The organism is Streptomyces sp. NPDC031132 (assembly GCF_055570595.1).
Window position 1 is genome coordinate 35,489 of sequence record NZ_JBVIGX010000014.1, and the last position, 18,397, is coordinate 53,885.

An 18,397-nucleotide genomic window follows, 5' to 3' on the forward strand; every position below is an offset into this window, starting at 1 on the left:
CATGAGCTGGGTGGCCGCGGTCGCGCGGTTGCGTTCACGCCGCGAACCCGGCGTGCTCGTGACCGTCGCGACCGTGCGCGGCCACGCACCCCGCCGGGCCGGTGCCAAACTCGTCGTGGGACGGACCGAGACCTGGGGTTCGATCGGCGGCGGCAACATCGAGGCCGTGGCCATCGACCGGGCGCGCGAGCTGAACGGCACGGCCGGCCCGGAGCCGGAGCCGGAGCTGATGGAATTCGCCCTCAACGACAAGGTCACCGGCCGGCACGGCGTGCAGTGCTGCGGCGGAGCCGTCACCGTACTGCTCGAACCGCTGCCGGTGGTCCCAGCGGTGGCGGTCTTCGGCGTCGGGCACGTCGGGCTGGAACTGGCACGCATCCTGGCCCGCCACCACCTCGACCTGCACCTGATCGACACCCGACCCGACATGCTCACCGCCGAACGACTCGGCGTACTCGCGGATGCGGTGGCGCAGATCCACGTGCACCACACCCCACTGCTTCCGGAGGAGGCGCTCACGGAGCTGCCGCCCGGCACCCACGTCCTGATCATGACGCACGACCACGCCGAGGACGCCGCACTGTGCGACGCCGCCCTGCGCACCGCCGGTCTCGGCTCGATCGGATTGATCGGCTCGTCCGCCAAATGGGCGCGGTTCCGGCAACGCCTGGCCACCGAGGGCGGCCACGACGCCGCCACCATCGCCCGGATCAAGACCCCGATCGGAATCGCCGAGATCACCGGCAAGGAACCCGCCACGATCGCGGTGAGCGTCGCGGCAGACCTGCTCCGGACCCTCGAACAGGACCGCCACCGGGCAGCCCCGAACCCGTAGTGGTCACCCCCCACGGCAGGTCGCGGGCGACCACGGCGTGCTGCGCGGACACGTAGGTGGTGACCATGATCGTGGCCATCACGAGGGCGATCAGCAGGCCCGAGATCAGCGCGGGCCACGACGGCGGCCGCGGGCCCTCGTCGGTGCCCGGGAGCCCGCCGCTCGGTCGGCGACCCACGCCGCCGGGCAGCTGAGGGCCCCGCGGCCAACCCCTGCGGTCGGCCCACTCCTCGGCGGATGCGGGACGGACTGCACCCGCACCGCCGTCCTCGGCAGCGCCCCGGCCAAGCTGAGGCTCCTCGAAGACCTGCCGAAGATCTTCGCGGGCGAAACACCGGCCGCCGACCCCATGTGCGCGCAGGCGGACGCATACATCGGGCCGGACAATGACCAACCACTCCGCCTACGACGTCGGGTGGGTGGAAGGCCCACTGGCTGCTGGAGGTCCCCCTGGTCGACGAGCACGGGGGCTTCGGCGGCTCGTACAAGGCGCTTCTCGACGTGGTGTGAGGCCCGCCGCGTTTCAGGTCGGCGTCACGATGAGCGGCGCCGGAACACCCCTGACCGCACGACTCCGGAACGCTCTGCCTACCTTCCGGGCCACTCAGCCGACCCCCGTGTACCCGTCCGGCCGATCCGGATCCGGACCGTCGTTCGCGCCCTGAGCCGCAGGAAGCCGTCACCCGCCTCCGTCGGAGCTTGGTAGCCGTCCACTCCACCCCGTGCCGGCGCGACGGGCACCAGCTTCGCGACGTCGGGGTCGTCCATCTCCTGGACACCGCCCCCTGCAGTCGGCGAAGGCGGGCCTTGACCGGACCGTTGGCGCAAAACACCGAGTCCGCGGGGTCGAAGAGCGCATTTCCCATGGCGGTAAAGGCAGCGGTCGAACTCGACATGTGAGGGTGACGACGCGGAGTCGTCCGGCCCGGTCAGAAGGCGTTCGTGGACAGGGGCCATTCGGGCCCAACTCACTTCATGGGATACCCAGTTGCCTTAAGCCTGGCTTGAATCGTCGTCGACAGGGCGGCAAATGAGTGGCTAAGTTCACTGCCTTGTGCGACTGATCGGGGGCAGGACGTTGGAACGTCTGGGCGCGGGGGATCCGGAGCGGGTCGGGTCGTATGTGCTGCTAGGCAGGCTGGGGAGGGACGGGACGGGCTCGGTGTACGCGGGGCGGTCGCCCGCGGGGGCGACCGTCGCGGTCGAGGTGGTGCATGAGGGCCTGGCCGGTGATGCCGGCTTTCGGGCGCGGTTCGGGGCCGCGGTCGGGGCCGCGCGGACGCTGGCAGGGGGTCATGTCGCCCCGGTGGTGGACGCTGACCCGGACGGGTCCGTGCCATGGGTGGCCACCTCCCTACCCGTTGGGCTGACCCTCAGCCAGGCCGTCACTTCGCACGGCCCGTTGCCCGATCAGACCCTACGGGTGCTGGCTGCGGGGCTCGCGGAAGCACTGGCTTCCGTTCACGCTGCGGGGTTGGCGCACTGCGCCCTCCGGCCGGACAACGTTCTCTTGGCGCAGGCGGGGCCGTGCCTCATCGGCTGGGTGGTTCCCCGGCAAGGAACCCCGGCCGACGACGTGGCCTCCCTCGGTGCGGCACTGGTGTTCGCGGCGTCCGGGCATGAGCCGTCGGGTCCGGGCGCCGCCGATGAAGGGGTTTCGGCCGTGCCCCCGTCGCTTCAGGGCATTGTCGGCCGCTGTCTGGCCACCGATCCACAAGACCGCCCGCAGCTCACGGAGTTGCTCGATCAACTGGCCGGCGCCGGAACTGCGGTGCCCACCGGCAGCTGGCTGCCGCCGGCGCTCGTGGACGAGGGCGAGGCGGCAGCCGTCCACGGGGGAACGGCACCCCTTGTTGTGCCCCCGCCGCCGAGCCATCCCCCGGCACCGCCCTCCACGGCCGCGGAGGGAGCCGGGATCAGCCGGAGGAACGTGCTCGTCGGACTGGCGGGCGGTGCCCTCGTCCTCGGTGGTGTCGCCGTCGCGGTCGCCCGGTCCGGCGGCTCGTCCTCCAAGCCTGTGGCGACGCCCCTGCCCTCCTCGAGCGTCTCTGCCCTCCCCTCCGGCGGTCCGTCCCAGGGCTCGGCGTCGCCGTCCTCGTCCGACCCGACACCGCTTCCTCTCTCCGCCCCGGACGCGACCCCGGTCTGGTCGGTCACCGTGGACTCGCCCCCCACGCACCTGGTTGCCTCGGACAAGGTGGTCGCACTCGTCGCCGATCAGTCGACGAGCTTCCTGGACTCCGCCGGCAAACCGGTGTTCAGCCCGCTGAAGGTCGGCAACATCGGTTCGGGCTTCCGTGCGCTCACCGCCTTCGCCGACGGCGTCTTCTACATCTCAGGCGTGACCCAGAAGGGTGGGAACACGCTGGGGGCGGTCGACGCCGCTACGGGCAAGGCCAAATGGGTCGTGTCCGTGGAGGATCCCGAGGGCAGCTTCCGGAGTCTTCCCGAGTACGTCGCAGTCGGCGGGGGCAGCGTCTACGTCGGCGGAAATTACACGGGCTCGCTGGACTCGGACATGACCGGCTACATCTGGGCCTTCGACATCGCCACCGGACAGGAGCAGTGGCGAATCAAGGGCACGGACATCAACAACGTGCTCGTTCCCCCGTCGGGCCGCCATCTTCTGGCCGCTTCCGGGACGACGAAGAGGAACAACAGCCAGGCCGTGATGATCGACGCGGCCGGCAAGGGGGCCCGGGGCTGGCAGAAACCTGTCCCGCTCGCCAACTTCAACTTCCCCGGCTGGCCGCTGACCAGCTACGCCGACGGGCTGTTCATCCTCGGACGGGAGAAGATCCTCGCCCTCGACCGCGTCACCGGCGAGGAGAAGTGGCACCTGGCGGCCGGGCCGGACCAGCCGGAGGTCCGGTTCGGGACTCCGATCCCCAGTGTGGACGGCAAGACGGTCTACATCCCCGTGGGGCAGGACCTCGTGGCCCTGAACGCTGCGGACGGCAGCGTGAAATGGATGGCGGTGCTCCCGGAGCACGTCATGTTCAAGGCCGGTCTCGGCGCAGGATTGGGTGGAGGGGAGGCGTGGTGTTCCGCCGACACCGTCTTCGCCACCGACACGACCAAGACCCTGTGGGCCATCGACGCCGCAACGGGCAAGGCCCGGTGGAAGTACACCGATCCCGGACAACCGGACGTCGGGTTCAAATGGAGGGTAGGCGGCGACCGTGTCTGGATCGCGTCGAACCTGACCGTGACCGCGATCGCCGCCCACGGCTAGGGCCTGTCTTTGGGATCGGGCCGGGTCAGGGAGCGGGGCTTGGTGCGTGCGATCGCAAGGCGGAGGAGGGAGTCAACGCCGGGGGGGACCTCCCAGCGGTAGCTGGGGGACGTTGGCGAGCGACGACAACGCGGCGAGCACGCGTGCCAGGCCCCGCGAGCCCGGCATGATCCGAAAGACAGGCCCTAGAGGGGGAAATCGTCCATGGACTTGAATCCGGGCGTGGCCGCGCTGGCGTCCACCGCCGCCGCGCGGCTGATCGATCTGCTGGCTACGGACGGCTGGACTGGGGCCAGGGCCGCCGTCGTTGCACTGTGGCGACGGGCCCACCCGGAGCGAATCGAGGCAGACCTCACCGAGGCCCGTGGTGAACTGCTCCGGGCCGAGGGGTCGGACGGCGGCCCGGAGTTCCGGGAGTTGCTGGTGGCCGAGTGGCAGGCCCGGCTCGTCCGGCTGCTGGCGACGCACCCCGACCTCGTCGAAGAGGTGCGCCGGCTGATCGGCGAGCAACTGCGCGACAGCGGTGCGGCGGCAGGGCAGACCATCGGGTCGTTGCACCAGGAGGCGCACATCACCGGCGGCGGCAGCGCCTACCAGGCCGGGCGCGACATCTCGATCACCGAGAGCCGTGAATGAGCGGGGAAGACACCGCTCTCGACGCCGGTTCGGCGCCACACCCGGCAAGTTCGTCCGTACATCAGGTCGTCCGTGTCAGCGACGGCGGCAATGCCTACGTGGCCGGGAGCAGCATCACCATCGTCCATCAGGACGGGACACGCCGCACGGTCGGCATGGGGGACGACATACCGTGTCCGTACCCGGGCCTGCAGCCGTTCGAGGCGGGGCAGGAGCGCTGGTTCCACGGCCGGGACCAGGTGGTCCAGCTCGTCTGCGAGCGGCTGGACGCCCGGGTGCGCACGGGCGGTCTGCTGGTGGTGATCGGCCCGTCGGGGGCGGGGAAGTCCTCGCTGCTGGCGGCCGGGGTGCTGCCCGCACTGGCGCAGGGCAGAGTGCCGGCCGAGGGATCGCGCCACTGGCCCCGGCTCGCCCTGACTCCCACGGCACATCCCGCCACGGCTCTGGCCCAGGCCGCCGGCCTCGCGGACGTGCCGGGGACGGCTGCGGCCTGGCGCGCCGATCCCGGACGGTGCCTCGCCGACCTGCACCGGCTTGCCCTCGGGGACGGCGGCGAGGAGGGCGGCGGGCATCGGCCACCGGGCCTCGTGGTCGTGGTCGACCAGCTCGAGGAAGTGTTCACCCTCTGCACCGACGAGTCCGAGCGGACGTGGTTCATCGACCTGCTGGACCGGCTGGGCCGGCCGCCCGCGGCCCGGGCGGCCGTGCCCACGGTCCTCGTGGTGCTGGGGGTCCGGGCGGACTTCTACGCGGCCTGCGTGGACCGTCCACAGCTGCGCGAGGCCCTGCGGGCGGACCCGGTCCTGCTGGATCCGATGACCGAGGACGAGCTGAGGCAGGCGATCCGCCTTCCCGCCGACGCCGTGGGGCTGGAGCTCGAAGAGGGCCTGGTCGAACTGCTGCTCGCCGACCTCGGCTCCGCCGTGCCGCCCGGCGGGTCCGGGTCCGGCGGCTCCGGCGGGGAGCGGGCCACGGCGACGTACGCGGGCAGGCTGCCGTTGCTCGCGCACGCCCTGCGGGCCACGTACGGACAGCGCAGCGGCCCTCTGCTGACCGTGCACGGGTACCGCCTCACCGGCGGAATCCGCGAGGCCATCAAACGGACGGCGGACGACCTCTTCAAGAATCTGCCGCCGGACGCCCCCGAGGTCGCCCGGTCGGTCTTCATGCGCCTGGTCGTCGTGGGCCGCGACGCCGACGACGCCCGCCGCCACGTTCCGTACGACGAGCTGCTCCGTGGCTCTTCCAGTCCCGAACTCGCCGCGCTCGTCGTCACGACGTTCACCGAGGGCAGGCTGCTGACCCGCGACCGGGATTCCGTGGCCATCACGCACGAGGCGCTGTTGCGCGCCTGGCCCCTGCTGCACGGGTGGATCGAACAGGACCGGGCCGGCCATCTGGTGCGCCAGGACCTCGAGGAGGCAGCGACCGCATGGGAGGGGGAGGACCGGGACCCGGCCCTGTTGCACCGCGGCAGCCGCCTGGAAGCGGCCCGGATCTGGGTCTCGAAAACCGAGGACGACGTCAGCACCCTCATGAGGGCGTTCCTCGACGCCTCCGGTGAGCAGGAACGACGCACGCGCGTCAGGCGCCGCCGCATACAGGCCGGTCTGTCGGCGCTGACGGCCGTCGCGGTGCTGACGGCCGGCCTCGCGGTCTGGCAGTACGCCCGCGCCGAGGACTCCGCCACGGAAGCACTGCGGGAACGTGACCAGGCGATCACCGCGCGGGTCACCGCCGAGGCGCTGCGGCTGGGGCCCGCCGATCCCTCCCTGGCGGCCCAGCTCAGCCTGGTCGCCTACCGTATGGCGCCGGACGCCGACGCGGCCTCGCGCCTGCTGAGCACCCAGAACACCCCGCTGGCCACCAGGCTTCCGGGAACCCGGGCCTCCGTCCGGACGGTGGCCTACAGCCCCGACGGGAACACGCTGGCGACCGGGACCGCCGGGGAGAACACCATACGGCTGTGGGACGTACGGGACCCGGGCCGGCCCCGCACCCTGGTGCCCCGGCTGCCCATGGACAGCGCCGTGGACTCCGTGCTGTCGGTGGCCTTCAGTCCGGACGGGCGCACCCTGGCCGTGGCCGGGCACACCGGTGACCACACCAAAGGGAGCTGGGCAGGCGGGGGCTTCGTCGACCTGTGGAACGTGACCGACCCGGAGCACCCCTCCGCGCTGGGCAGGCCGGTGAGCACCGACCTCGCCATCGTCACCTCGGTGGCGTTCAGCCCCGACGGGCACACCCTGGCGGCAGCGGCCTTCGGAGAGATCGGCCTGTGGAACGTGAGCCGTCCTGCTGCCCCCACCCTGCTGGGGAAGGTCCCCGACGCCTCGGACAGGATCAACTCCGTGCGGTTCGCCCCGGACGGGCGCACCCTTGCCGCCGGCGGCGACACGGGCGTCCGACTGTGGAACGTGTCCCGGCCCGAGGCCTCCGCCGCACTGGGACCACCCCTGACCGGTCCCACGAGCAGCGTGAGTTCGGTGGCGTTCAGCCCGGACGGCCGCAGCCTGGCCGCGGGCAGCGCGGACAGTACCGTCCACCGCTGGAACCTCGCCGACCCACAGCACCCGTCCTCGCCGGGCCCTCCCCTGACCGGTCCCACCAGCACCGTGACTTCGGTGGTGTTCAGCCCCGACGGACAGACCCTGGCCGCGGGCAGCGCGGACAATACCGTCCACCGCTGGAACGTGGCCCTGCCGCAACGCCCTTATCCGCTCGGCCTGCCCCTGGCCGGCCCCAGCAGCAGCGTGATGACCGTGGCGTTCAGCCCCGACGGACGCCGACTGGCCGCGGGCAACGGCGACGGCGCCGTGGACCTGTGGAGCCTGCCCGCGACCGTCCTGACCGGAGCCGGTGGCAGTGTCGCGTCGGTGGCGTTCGCCCCGGACGGGCGCACCCTGGCCGCGGGCAACCAGAACGGCACCATCAGCCTGTGGAACACCGCCGATCGCAACCGCCCGACCCCGCTCGGCGCGCCCCTGGCCGGACCCGGCGGGCCGGTCCTCTCGGTGAGGTTCGGCCCCGACGGGCGCACGCTCGCCGCCGGCGGCCGGGAGGGCACGGTGAGCCTGTGGAACACGGCCGACCCCGGCCGCCCGGCTTCCCTCGGGTCGCCGCTGGCCGGAGCCGGCGGACCGGTCCACTCGATGGCGTTCAGCCCGGACGGGCGCACCCTCGCCGCGGCCGGTGACGATTTCTCCGGCACCGTCCACCTGTGGGACGTGAGCAACCCGAGCGCGCCCCGGCGGCTGGCCTCCGGCATCGACGACGACACCCACCACGTATTGTCCTTGGCGTTCGCCGCCGACGGCCGGACGGTCGCCACCGGCGGTGACGTGAGCAACGGCAGGGTCGGCGTGTGGCGGATGGTCGACAACCGGCTCGTCCGCCTCGGCCAGCCCCTGATGCAGCCGGCCGGCACCGCCGCCTCGGTGGTGTTCAGCCCCGACGGGCACACTCTGGCCGTCGGCAACAGCGGTGGCACCGTGCAGCTGTGGAACATGACCGACCTGCACCACCCCGCGCCCCGGGGCAAGCCCCTGGCGGTGGCGGCCGGCCCCGTCACCTCCGTGGCGTTCAGCCCGGACGGGCGCACCCTCGCGGTCGGCGGCCTGAGCAGCAACGGCACCGTGAGCCGGTGGGACGTGACCGACCCGGACCGCCCCTCTCCCCTCGGCCAGCCGCTGACCCTGACCACCGGCCCGGTCTACACCATGACGTTCGCTCCGGACGGGCACACTCTCGCCGTCACGAGCGACGACGGCGTCGTCGGCATGTGGAGCCTGGCCGTCGACGAGGCGATCCGGCGCATCTGCGCGGGCAGCGGCGGCGCTCTCGGCCCCGAGCAGTGGAGCCGCTTCATCCCCCAGCTGCCGTACACCCCACCGTGTCCGAACTCAGGCGGCACAGGTTAGCCACCCCAGGACGCCACACCTCCCTGATGACCTGATCGACGGCCTGGAAGCCCTCGCCGCCCCTCCCTCCCTCGATCCGCCCTAGGGGGTGGGGAGGAGAGCGGCGACGAGGACGGCGAATTCCTCGGGGTCGAGGATGCGGATGCCCAGTTCTTCGGCCTTGGTGCGCTTGGAGCCGGCCTTCTCACCCGCCACCACGAGGGTGGTGCGCTTGGACACCGACGACGATGCCTTTCCGCCGGCCCGCTCGATCAGCTCGTTCATCTCGTTCCGGGACAACACCGCAAGGGGGCCGGTCATGGCTCCGGTTACCACGACGGCCTGTCCGGCCAGCGGGCCGCCCGCCGCGTCCTCGCCGTCGTTTGCGTCGGTCGCGGGCTTCTGCGGCTCGGTGACCTGCGTGCCGACCTGCTGGGCCTGGAGTTTGTCGAGGAGCGGGGCGAGTTCGAGGAGTTCGGCCGCAATGACGCGGGCCTTCTCGGTGCCGATGCCGTCGACCCCGGCCAGCGTGTCCGCATCGGCGGCCCGGATCGCGGCCATCGAGCCGAAGTACGCGGCGATCCGGCGGGACATCGTGCGCCCGGTGCCGCGGACACCGAGGGCGCAGAACACGCGGCTCAATGCGGCCCCGCGGGCGGTCTCGATCGCGGCCAGGAGGTTGGCGGCGCTGGTCTCACCCATCCGCTCCAGACCGAGGAGCTGCTCGCGGGTCAGCGTGAACAGGTCGGCGACGTCCTTGACCAGACCGGCCTCCACCAGCTGGATCGCGCGCGTGCCGCCGAGACCTTCGATGTCGAGCTGGTCCCGGCCGGCCGCGTAGATCACCGAGGCCACGGCCTGACAGCTCCGGCCGCGCACGCACCGCCACCGCTGCTCGGAGGTGTCGATCGCGTCGCCACAGCGGGGGCACGCCTCGGGGAAGACGATCGGGCTTTCGGCGCCGGTGCGCTGGTCGACCAGCGGTGCCTCGACCCGGGGGATCACGTCGCCGGCACGGTACACGAACACCTGGTCGCCGATCATGAGCCCGCGACGGGTGATGTCGGACGGATTGTGCAGCGTGGCGTACGTGACCGTCACCCCGTCGATGACCACGGGCTCCAGGACCGCGCGCGGGGCGATGATCCCGGTCCGGCCGACGTTCCACTCCACCGCCAGCAGGCGCGTCACCTTGTGTTCGGCAGCCAGTTTCCGGGCCACCGCCCACCTCGGGGCGCGCGAGCCGTTACCTGCCTGCCGCTGGTCCTCGGCCGTGTCGGCCTTGACGACGACACCGTCGATCCCGAACGGCAGGTCTCCGCGCAGGCCGGCGATCACGTCGATGCGTTCCTGCACCTGCTCCACGGTCTCGCATCGCATCGGGGCGGCGGCCGTGCTGGCGGCCGTGTTCGCGCCGAGCGCGGCCAGGTTCTCCAGCAGAGCGACGTGGCCGACGTCGTCCAGGCCGATCGCGCTGTAGGCGAAGAAGGTCAACTCGACCCGGTAGGAGCGGTCCTTGGCCCGCAGCGTGCCGGCTGCCCCGCTGCGCGGGTGCGCGAAGGGCGTGGCCTCGTGGGCGAGCCGGATCCGGTTGGCTTCCTCGAACTGCGCGGTCGTCAGCAGCACCTCGCCGCGCAACTCGACGTCGATCGGCTCGGTGAGTACCGGCGGCAGACCGAGGACGGCTTCGGCGGCGTGGGTGATGTCCTCGCCCGCCAAGCCGTCGCCGCGGGTGAGGACCTGAACGAGCCGACCACCCCGGTACCGGGCGGCCACCGCGAGGCCGTCGAGCTTCGGCTCCACACACCACCCGGCCACAGGGTGCCCGAGACGCCGTTCCAGCCCTGCGGCCCACTCGGCGAGCTCGTCGGCGTCGAAGACGTTGTCGAGGGAGAGCATCGGCACCGAGTGCGGCACGTCACCCTGCACCGCCCCGCCCGCCACCTTCCCGCTCGGCGACTCGGCGAGCACCTCGTCCGGGTGGGCCTCCTCGTAGGCCGCGATGGCGCGCAGCAGCCCGTCGTACTCGTCGTCACCGAGCGGGGTGGTCCCGTCGCCGTAGTACGCGGCCGACGCGGCCACGGCGGTGGTCACGGCCTCGACGTAGGCGGCAGGAGAGAGCAGGGCAATGTTTTCGGTCATGGACGTCATCATCCTGCCCGGCACTGACAACGCCACCGCCCGACCCCGCCTTGCCACGGCACGCAACCGATCCACCTTGCGGCACCGGGCGGGAACGGGCAACGGCCTGTCGACCAGACCGCCCTCGCGGCCGATCACCGGACCGAGACCAGCTCTCGGAGAATCACACAGTCGCACTTCATGACCTGCGGAGATGGCGCCCGTTACCGGCTGGCCTCGAGGGGGTTATCGTCGTCCGGTCACGGACGGCAACCGGCTCGTCTGTTCAACCCAGGGGAACCACCATGACTGATCTGAACTCGCTGCGGGCAAGCCTTGCGTCAGGTGAGCACGAGTTCGCCGACACCTTGGCCTTCGTCGCCGCGCACTACGAGTATCAGCCGCAGGCGTTCCGCAACGGGGAACTGGAAAATGCCGCAGGTGAGAACGAGGGTTCCTGCAAGACGCTGGGACTGGCCCTGCTGGAAGGGCTGACCGACCAAGAGGCGCTGCTGGCATTCGGTGAGCACTACCGCAGTGTGCTGGCGACGCCGAACGACACTGATCACGGCAACATTCGCAACCTCATGGCCCACGGCCTGGAAGGGGTGAGCTTCGCCGGGCAACCGTTGGCCCGCAAGAGCTGAACAGCGAAATCCGGGCGAGCACCAAAGGTTCTTGCAGTGTGAAGGTAGAAGCCCGGGCCCTGCGGCCCCCCTGCCACCCGCTACGGCGTGGGGCCCGCTCAATGTGGCGGGGTGGTCAGCCAGGACTTGACGGCTTCGGCCGGCACCGGCACCGGTACGTACGGGGTGAGGGCCTCGGCGATGGCCGCCGCGAGTTCATCGACGGTACGGACCTGGTATCCGGGCGGGGTGATCCAGATGCGGGGCGCGGCATCGGGGTCGTCCTGGTTCGCGAAGAGCTGGGCGTACAGGCAGTCCAGTCCTTCGTCGTAGCCCCAGGTGCTGTAGTGGTCCCAGCCCGGCATCCAGTACGCCTGCGGACCGGCCCGGAGCACGTCCGGGGTCACCGGCCGGGGCCGGGGCGGCCGGGTGTACGTCGGCCCGTAGACGATCTCCCACAGGCCGTCGGAGTGCTCGAGGACATCCATCCGCACGTGCTGCTTGAGCGTGCGCAGCTGGCGGCGGAACTCGTCCGGGTCGAGGCCGGCCCGCTGGGCGAGTACGGGGATGTCGGCGTCCCACAGGTTCAAGCCGAGTATGTCGCCCTCCCCCTTGCTCTGCTCAGCGACGGCCAGGAACACCCGCCGGGCCTTCTCATCGGCGATGTTCCTGCTGTGTACGTACGCAATGGCGTGCTGGCTCACGTTGGCCTTCCTTCCTGTCAGCGTTCGATGATGTGGCCGGCGGTGTCCTGGCGGCGCCCGTAAGGGGTGTCGAGAAGGTCCGCAAGCACGACGTGGTCTTGGGCTCGGCCCGAGCGATCCGGTCTGTGATGGCCGGCGGCTGACGCGTCGGGGCCGGCTGGTTGAGCAGCTCCAACGCGTCGGGCGACGTCCGCGCGTACAGCTGCTGGGAGGTCACGTATCCCTCCAGGTCGAACAGGTGCTCCGGACCGGCGCAAGGATGAGCACCCCGACTGCCCGGCCGGGCCTGGAATGGAAGAACCTCGGCCCCAGGTCCGACGAATGCGAAGGCGCAGACAGGAGGTGGCGGCTTCCACAGCGCGGGTTTCCTCGCTGCCAGTCCGTTCAGGACCTTCCTACGTCAGGCCCGGGCGAGGGGGCGCGTAGGTGATGCCGGCGTCTCCGGCAGAGGTCACGGCGAGGGCCGCGCTCTTCCAGATCGCGGCGGGAACGCCAGCCCTAGGGCCGTCATAAGCCTCTTTGAGTGCCTGCCCGAAGGTCTGGCACCGACATGGACCTGGGTGTCCTCCTGCACGATCACGGGTTCGCCGGTGGCGCTCAGGTCCACGATGCCCTCCAAGAGGGTTGGTGAGAGTTCAGCTACTCAGCATGGCAGCTGACTGGCAGTCGGGAGAGGGAGTCCGTCAAATGACCGGTTGCAATGACCGGTTGCACGGCCCGGTTCCCGGACGACAGCACCAACTGCCTGGATCGGCAGTGACTCGCCAAGGCTTACCGAGCCCCGAGACCGTAGCCGGGATGACGTCCGGCACCGTCCAGCGCCCGCCTGGGCCGCAGCCACGATCGCCCCGCACTCTCCGACCCGCGCTACGTGCGCCGCCGTAACGCGACCGCGGCCGCCGCCAAAGGCCACCGCGTCGGTGACCCGTCACCGCCCGTCGACTACACCGAATCCGAACAGGCCACATGGCGCTCGGTCCACGCCGCACTCGCCAGGGCGCAGGCCGGGCGGGTACGCCGGGGAGTCGAGCGGGCCCGAGAGGTGCCACCTCATGGCCTACTTGCAGCGGATGGGGCCGCCCGCCTCGCCGGCTCTGCCCGCATCCGGGCCGGACCTCGCACCGCGCCGGCACAGCGGTCGCTTCAGCAGCATCGCCAACGACGAGGAGCTGTAGTGCACCTGCCATGCCACTCTGATGCGCCGCCGCTGACCTCCAAGTCCGAGAACTCCCCGCCGCCCGCGTAGAGTCGCAGATCAGAGAGTTTGCCCGCCGCACCCGCGGGGATGGAGCCGGGCAGCCGACGCTCGCCCGCGTCGAGATCGTCTGCTCCCCGCACGTGCGGGGACGAACCCGTGACCGTGGCCGGGCCACCAGGGCGCCGCCCTCCCCGCGGTAACCCGGCGAATCAGCGGCGAGGTTGGTACCCCTGGGCGTACTGCACCATGTCTGAGCCCCGCATGTGGGCGGGCAGTAGCAGTAGCGAGCAGGGTGAGCATCGGCTTCGGCTCGTGGGCAGCCCTGCCGTGCCCGTCGGAGCGATGGGCGCCGTAGAAGGGCTCGAGGTAGCGCTGCTCGACCGCCTCGATCACGAACCAGGCGAGGCGGTCCCCGGGCAGCCAGTCGTACAGGTCAGGGGCTGCGGGGTTGCAGCAGCGCTTGGTCTCGATCGCATGTGAGGAAGTTCTGTGGCATGCCCCGATGCGCCAAAAGGGCTGGGACGGCAGGGTTTTGTCCGACAGGCTCCTCGAGAATCAGGTGCCAGAGTTGTCGACGAACCCCACGACATCGAGGTATTCGATTTTGGGCGGGGCGCCATAAATCCCCGTCACCTTGTCGACGAGCTCCTCCGTGAAGAAGGCACGGGCTTTCTCCTCGTCATCCCACACGTAGAAGTTCCTTGCCTGAGCGCCGTCTTCGTCGAGCATGAAGCTCTTGAAGCGAAGGCCGGCCATGCCCTCGAACGGTCCGCGGAGTTCGCCGGCAATCTTTGCGATAGTTGAACGATCAAACTTGTCGGTCTGCGTGAAAGTCACGAGCACGCCGATCATCGGGCCTCCTATCGATGGGGTGAACAACGGTCGATCGAGTGATGCTAGCGGCGGATCCTAGTACACGCGGCCGGACATTCCGGTCCGTTAGGCCGCGAGTCGGAGGTACGGTTCGCGGTCATCATCGCGATGGCGCTGCGGACTCGGAAGAATCCGACGGCCTGATCCGCGAAGAGGTCCTGGATCCGCGCCTTTCCTTCGACCTCCGCGGAAAGTACGTGAAGAAGGCGACGGCGGCCTCCAGGTCTTCGACAACGATGCCGACGTTGTCCATCCGCTGAAGCGTCCTGACGGTTCTCCTCTGCGTGGCGTGGCCCTTTTGAAGCCGCCGGCATACCGAGGACGGAGCCAGCGGCCCATTCCCGACACCCGTGAACGGGCTGAGTTCCGGAGACCCGCTTCTGGCCCCGCCTTGGGCTGCCCCAATTGCCGAGAGAACCCGCCCACACCCGATACGAACAGTCAAGGAATCCCTCTAACGGGCACCCGAATGGGAGACCCCAGCAAGTCTGGAGAACCGTCGGATCCGGCGGAGCAGGCCGTCGTAATCGGTCGGGGCGGTCACTGCGCGCTCGCTGCAGGACGGACGACGAGCTCGTTGACGTCGACCTCCGGCGGCTGGGACACCGCGTACGCGATGGCCTCCGCGACGGCGGGGGCCGGCAGCGCCACGGCGCGGTAGGCCTTCATGGCCTCCCTCGCCACGGGATCGGAGATGTGGTCGGCGAGTTCGGACTCGGTCACCCCCGGGGAGACGAGGGTGACCCGGATGCGGCCGGCGGACTCCTGCCGCAGCCCTTCGGAGATCGCCCGCACGGCGAACTTGGTGGCGCAGTACACGGCCGCGGTGGGCGCGACCTCATAGGCGCCGACGGAGGCGATGTTCACGATCTGCCCGGCGCCCTGGGCGCGCATCACGGGCAGGGCGGCGGCGATCCCGTACAGCACTCCCCGTACGTTCACGTCGATCATCAGGTCCCACTCGTCGACCGCGAGCGCATCCAGCGGCGAGAGCGGCATCACTCCGGCGTTGTTGACCATCACGTCCAGCCGCCCGTACCGCTCGCACGCCGCGGCCACGAAGGCCCGTACGTCGGCGACGTCCGTGACGTCGAGCCGCCGGAACGCCGCGGTTCCGCCCGCCGCGTTGATCTCCTTGCTCAGCGCTTCCAGCCGCCCCGTGCGCCGCGCCCCGAGGAGCAGCAGATGCCCGTCGGCGGCGAGCCGCCTGGCGGCCGCCTCGCCGATCCCGCTGCTCGCTCCGGTGATCGCCACGACTTTGGGTTCGTTCCTCATGCCTGCCCTACTCCTCGACGATGAACGCAGGTCCGTCCTGCCCGAGCGAGTCTTCGCGAGCCGAAGGCGACTGGCCAGGTCGGGAGTTGCCTGGGTGCGGCACACCCAGGCAGGGCCCACCCCCACCGCCTAACCTGTGGCCATGACCACGACCGCGACGGACCGGGCCCTCGGAGAGTTCCTCCACGCACGCAGGGCGGCCCTGCGGCCGCAGGACGTCGGCATGCCGAGCCGCGGCATACGCAGGGTCGTCGGCCTGCGCCGCGAGGAGGTCGCCGTCCTGGCCGACGTCAACGTGGACTACTACGCCCGCCTGGAACAGGGCCGCGAGCGCCATCCCTCCCCGCAGGTCCTCGACGCGCTCGCGCACGCCCTGCGGCTGCGCCCCGACGCCCACGCCCACCTGCACCGCCTGGCCGGCTCTCCGCCGGCCGACCGCCCGGCCACCGACCAGGTCGACCCGGCGCTGCACCAACTCCTCGACGGCTTCTCCGGCTCCCCGGCGTTCGTCGTCAACGCCGCCCTGGACATCCTGGCGGCCAACCCCCTCGCCCGGGCCCTGCATTCGCCGTTCTCGCCGGCCGACAACCTGGCCCGCATGGTCTACCTCGACCAGGCGGGCCGGCACTTCTACACGGACTGGGCCTCGACGTCCCGGGGCACGGCGGGCCACCTCCGCGAGGCCACCGGCATCGCCCCGGACAACCCTCGCCTGCGCGACCTCGTCCGTACCCTCACGACCCGGAGCCCGGACTTCGCCCGGCTGTGGACCACACACGACGTCCTGGCCAAGACCCAGGGCGCAAAGCACCTCCACCACCCGGTGGCCGGCCCCCTGACCCTGACCTACCAGTCCTTCGACGTCCGCGCCGCCCCGGGCCAGCAGCTCATCGTCTACCAGCCGGCTCCCGGCACCCCGACGGCCCGGGCCCTCACCCGGCTGGGCGCAGAGCCCCTGCGCGTTCAGGCGGCCCCGGGTGGGGAAGTGGCCTCCGGGAGCCACGGAGGCCGGCCCGGTGCGTTTCCGTCCCGCACCGGGCCGTAGGTCGTGTCCGGGCGTCCTTTACGGCCCCGGCGGTCAGCCCGTGACCGGGATCGCTCCGGTCGCAGGGACCGGTGCCGCTCCCGTTCGCCCTCGGGTCTTGCGATGCCGACCGTAGAGGCTCCGGGGGCCGGTGGGACGACACGCCCCGCAGACCGATCCGTGCGGGTCCCGGGGTCCCTACGATGCCCGGACCGATACCGTCGTGAAAGGGGAGCGTTCCGTGGGCTCTCGTCTCAACCCGTACATCAGCTTCGCCGGCGACGCCCGACAGGCCCTGGAGTTCTACCAGGCCGCCCTGGGGGGCACGTTGGCCCTGAACACCTACGAGCAGTACGGCGCCCCGACACCGGACTACAACGACAAGATCATGCACGGGATGCTCGAGACGGACGGCGGCCTCGCCCTGATGGCCGCGGACAACCCGCCGGGAATGGAACACCGGCCCGGCAACAACATCTCGGTCAGCCTCAGCGGCGACGACGCCGACGCGCTGCGCGGCTACTGGGCGAAGCTGTCCGAGGGGGGCACGGTGGCCGTCCCGCTGGAGAAGCAGATGTGGGGCGACGAGTTCGGCATGTGCGTGGACAAGTTCGGCATCACGTGGATGGTCAACATCTCGGAGAACTGAGGACCCCGCCGCCCTCGTCCGCCTCGTGTCCGGCTCCGCTGTCCTCGGCCCGGGCGGCGATCCGCCCGACGTCGTCACGCATGAGCGCGGCAAGCTGCGAACCCGCCCACAACCCGACACCCTCAGCGCCATCTCGCGTGCCAGTCCGACGCAGGACGGTGCATGCTGCTGCAAGTGCTCACCGAAATTCGCCGTGGGCGACATGCTGCCAACGGGCCGGACGCGTGGGGGCAGGGCGACGCCGTGCTGCGGGGCCGCCGGCGCGGCCATCGCGGCAGCAGGCCGGCGCGGACGGGGAAGTAGGGCGATCGGAGGCGGCGCTGCACGGCATCGGCTGCTCCGGGACGAGTGCCTGGCCCCGCCACTCCGACGTGGCGACCGATCGGTTGTAGGGTGCCGCCCGTGACCGAGCATCAGCGCGATCTCGTCGGCTACGGCGCCGAGCCGCCGCATGCCGCCTGGCCCGGCGGCGCCCGCGTCGCTGTCAGCCTCGTCCTCAACTATGAAGAGGGCGGCGAGCAGAACGTCCTCGAGGGCGACCCCGCCTCCGAGGGCTTCCTCCACGAGCTCATCGGCGCGCCGCCCGTGGCCGGCGGGCGCGACCTGAACGTCGAGTCGATGTTCGCCTACGGCGCTCGCGCCGGCTTCTGGCGCATCCACCGCACCATCGTGGCGCACGGCGTACCGCTCACCGTCTTCGCCGTGGCGCAGGCCCTTGAGCGCAACCCTGACGCGGCGCGAGCGATGGGCGCCGCCGGCTGGGAGGTGGCGAGCCACAGCCGGCGCTGGATCGACTACCGCCACGTGCCCGAGGACGCGGAGCGCGCCGACATCGCGCGCTCGATCGCGACGATCGAGCGGCTCGTCGGCCGCCGGCCCGTCGGCTGGTACACCGGCCGGACGAGTCCCAACACACGGCGCCTGATCGTCGAGGAGGGCGGCTTCCTCTACGATTCCGACGACTACTCGGACGACCTGCCCTTCTACGTCGAGACGGATGGCCGTTCCCACCTCGTTGTGCCGTACAGCCTCGACGCCAACGACTTCAAGTTCCTGATCGTCCACGGCTTCACCACGGCCGACGACATGCTCGCGTACCTCGTCGACACGTACGACACGCTCCACGCGGAGGGCGCCGACCGGCCCCGGATGATGAGCGTCGGCCTGCACTGCCGGATCACGGGCCGACCGGGCCGCATCCGCGCGCTGGACGGCTTCCTGAAGCACGTCGCGCAGCTCGGCGGGGCGTGGATCGCCACGCGCGAGCAGATCGCGCACCACTGGCTGGCCACCCACCGGCCTCCTCGCTGAGCGCCAAGCGC

13 protein-coding genes and 1 pseudogene are annotated in these 18,397 nt (G+C 71.2%); 10 read left to right on the top strand and 4 right to left on the bottom strand.

Annotated features, from left to right (window positions below; genetic code table 11):
• Position 1: 1 nt before the first annotated feature.
• The 4 genes from xdhC (at position 2) to ACZ49B_RS21805 (ending at position 8,626) form a co-directional block, all read left to right on the top strand.
• On the top strand, positions 2 to 835 hold the full coding sequence (xdhC, locus tag ACZ49B_RS21790; RefSeq protein ID WP_468308332.1) for a xanthine dehydrogenase accessory protein XdhC: 834 nt from the start codon (positions 2 to 4) through the stop codon (positions 833 to 835).
• 1,663 nt (positions 836 to 2,498) lie between these two features.
• Positions 2,499 to 4,070, top strand: coding sequence for an outer membrane protein assembly factor BamB family protein (locus tag ACZ49B_RS21795; protein ID WP_468308334.1), 1,572 nt, complete (start codon positions 2,499 to 2,501; stop codon positions 4,068 to 4,070).
• A 204-nt stretch (positions 4,071 to 4,274) separates the two neighbouring features.
• Positions 4,275 to 4,706 (top strand): phytanoyl-CoA dioxygenase family protein, encoded by a 432-nt coding sequence (locus ACZ49B_RS21800; protein ID WP_468308336.1) that lies wholly within the window; start codon positions 4,275 to 4,277, stop codon positions 4,704 to 4,706.
• Positions 4,703 to 8,626 (top strand): nSTAND1 domain-containing NTPase, encoded by a 3,924-nt coding sequence (locus tag ACZ49B_RS21805; RefSeq protein ID WP_468308339.1) that lies wholly within the window; start codon positions 4,703 to 4,705, stop codon positions 8,624 to 8,626. The genes ACZ49B_RS21800 and ACZ49B_RS21805 overlap by 4 nt, the downstream gene beginning before the upstream one ends.
• A gap of 81 nt (positions 8,627 to 8,707) precedes the next feature.
• On the opposite strand, the gene ligA is transcribed toward ACZ49B_RS21805, so the two are convergent.
• The gene (gene ligA, locus ACZ49B_RS21810) at positions 8,708 to 10,756 is read right to left on the bottom strand and encodes an NAD-dependent DNA ligase LigA (RefSeq protein WP_468308699.1); all 2,049 of its coding nucleotides are present in this window, start codon (positions 10,754 to 10,756) and stop codon (positions 8,708 to 8,710) included.
• Between the two features lie 275 nt (positions 10,757 to 11,031).
• Here ligA and ACZ49B_RS21815 point away from each other — a divergent pair, with 275 nt between their 5' ends.
• Entirely contained in the window at positions 11,032 to 11,373 is a 342-nt protein-coding gene (locus tag ACZ49B_RS21815; protein WP_468308341.1) for a HopJ type III effector protein, read from the top strand.
• A 98-nt stretch (positions 11,374 to 11,471) separates the two neighbouring features.
• On the opposite strand, the gene ACZ49B_RS21820 is transcribed toward ACZ49B_RS21815, so the two are convergent.
• Positions 11,472 to 12,056, bottom strand: coding sequence for a hypothetical protein (locus ACZ49B_RS21820; RefSeq protein ID WP_468308343.1), 585 nt, complete (start codon positions 12,054 to 12,056; stop codon positions 11,472 to 11,474).
• Positions 12,057 to 12,882: 826 nt separating this feature from the next.
• Here ACZ49B_RS21820 and ACZ49B_RS21825 point away from each other — a divergent pair.
• Together ACZ49B_RS21825 and ACZ49B_RS21830 are read left to right on the top strand one after the other, a co-directional pair.
• Positions 12,883 to 13,038 (top strand): annotated as a pseudogene (locus tag ACZ49B_RS21825) (phenylalanine 4-monooxygenase); the annotation flags it as partial.
• A 70-nt stretch (positions 13,039 to 13,108) separates the two neighbouring features.
• Positions 13,109 to 13,231, top strand: coding sequence for a hypothetical protein (locus ACZ49B_RS21830; protein WP_468308346.1), 123 nt, complete (start codon positions 13,109 to 13,111; stop codon positions 13,229 to 13,231).
• Positions 13,232 to 13,809: 578 nt separating this feature from the next.
• Here the strand turns inward: ACZ49B_RS21830 and ACZ49B_RS21835 are convergent.
• Together ACZ49B_RS21835 and ACZ49B_RS21840 are read right to left on the bottom strand one after the other, a co-directional pair.
• The gene (locus tag ACZ49B_RS21835; RefSeq protein WP_468308348.1) at positions 13,810 to 14,106 is read right to left on the bottom strand and encodes a hypothetical protein; all 297 of its coding nucleotides are present in this window, start codon (positions 14,104 to 14,106) and stop codon (positions 13,810 to 13,812) included.
• A 561-nt stretch (positions 14,107 to 14,667) separates the two neighbouring features.
• Positions 14,668 to 15,402, bottom strand: a complete 735-nt coding sequence (locus ACZ49B_RS21840) for an SDR family oxidoreductase (RefSeq protein ID WP_468308351.1) — start codon at positions 15,400 to 15,402, stop codon at positions 14,668 to 14,670.
• 142 nt (positions 15,403 to 15,544) lie between these two features.
• Here ACZ49B_RS21840 and ACZ49B_RS21845 point away from each other — a divergent pair, with 142 nt between their 5' ends.
• The 3 genes from ACZ49B_RS21845 (at position 15,545) to puuE (ending at position 18,386) form a co-directional block, all read left to right on the top strand.
• A complete protein-coding gene (locus tag ACZ49B_RS21845) occupies positions 15,545 to 16,447 on the top strand; it encodes a helix-turn-helix domain-containing protein (protein ID WP_468308353.1) in 903 nt (300 codons plus the stop codon).
• Positions 16,448 to 16,667: 220 nt separating this feature from the next.
• A complete protein-coding gene (locus ACZ49B_RS21850) occupies positions 16,668 to 17,075 on the top strand; it encodes a VOC family protein (protein WP_468308356.1) in 408 nt (135 codons plus the stop codon).
• A gap of 402 nt (positions 17,076 to 17,477) precedes the next feature.
• Entirely contained in the window at positions 17,478 to 18,386 is a 909-nt protein-coding gene (puuE, locus tag ACZ49B_RS21855; RefSeq protein WP_468308357.1) for an allantoinase PuuE, read from the top strand.
• The last annotated feature ends 11 nt before the right edge of the window (positions 18,387 to 18,397 follow it).

Bases quoted from the DNA above. Each gene is read 5' to 3' on its own strand.
- xdhC (WP_468308332.1), top strand. From the start codon at position 2: ATGAGCTGGGTGGCCGCGGTCGCGCGGTTGCGTTCACGCCGCGAACCC.
- ACZ49B_RS21800 (WP_468308336.1), top strand. From the start codon at position 4,275: ATGGACTTGAATCCGGGCGTGGCCGCGCTGGCGTCCACCGCCGCCGCG.
- ACZ49B_RS21805 (WP_468308339.1), top strand. From the start codon at position 4,703: ATGAGCGGGGAAGACACCGCTCTCGACGCCGGTTCGGCGCCACACCCG.
- ligA (WP_468308699.1), bottom strand. From the start codon at position 10,756: ATGACGTCCATGACCGAAAACATTGCCCTGCTCTCTCCTGCCGCCTAC.
- ACZ49B_RS21815 (WP_468308341.1), top strand. From the start codon at position 11,032: ATGACTGATCTGAACTCGCTGCGGGCAAGCCTTGCGTCAGGTGAGCAC.
- ACZ49B_RS21830 (WP_468308346.1), top strand. From the start codon at position 13,109: ATGGCCTACTTGCAGCGGATGGGGCCGCCCGCCTCGCCGGCTCTGCCC.
- ACZ49B_RS21835 (WP_468308348.1), bottom strand. From the start codon at position 14,106: ATGATCGGCGTGCTCGTGACTTTCACGCAGACCGACAAGTTTGATCGT.
- ACZ49B_RS21840 (WP_468308351.1), bottom strand. From the start codon at position 15,402: ATGAGGAACGAACCCAAAGTCGTGGCGATCACCGGAGCGAGCAGCGGG.
- ACZ49B_RS21845 (WP_468308353.1), top strand. From the start codon at position 15,545: ATGACCACGACCGCGACGGACCGGGCCCTCGGAGAGTTCCTCCACGCA.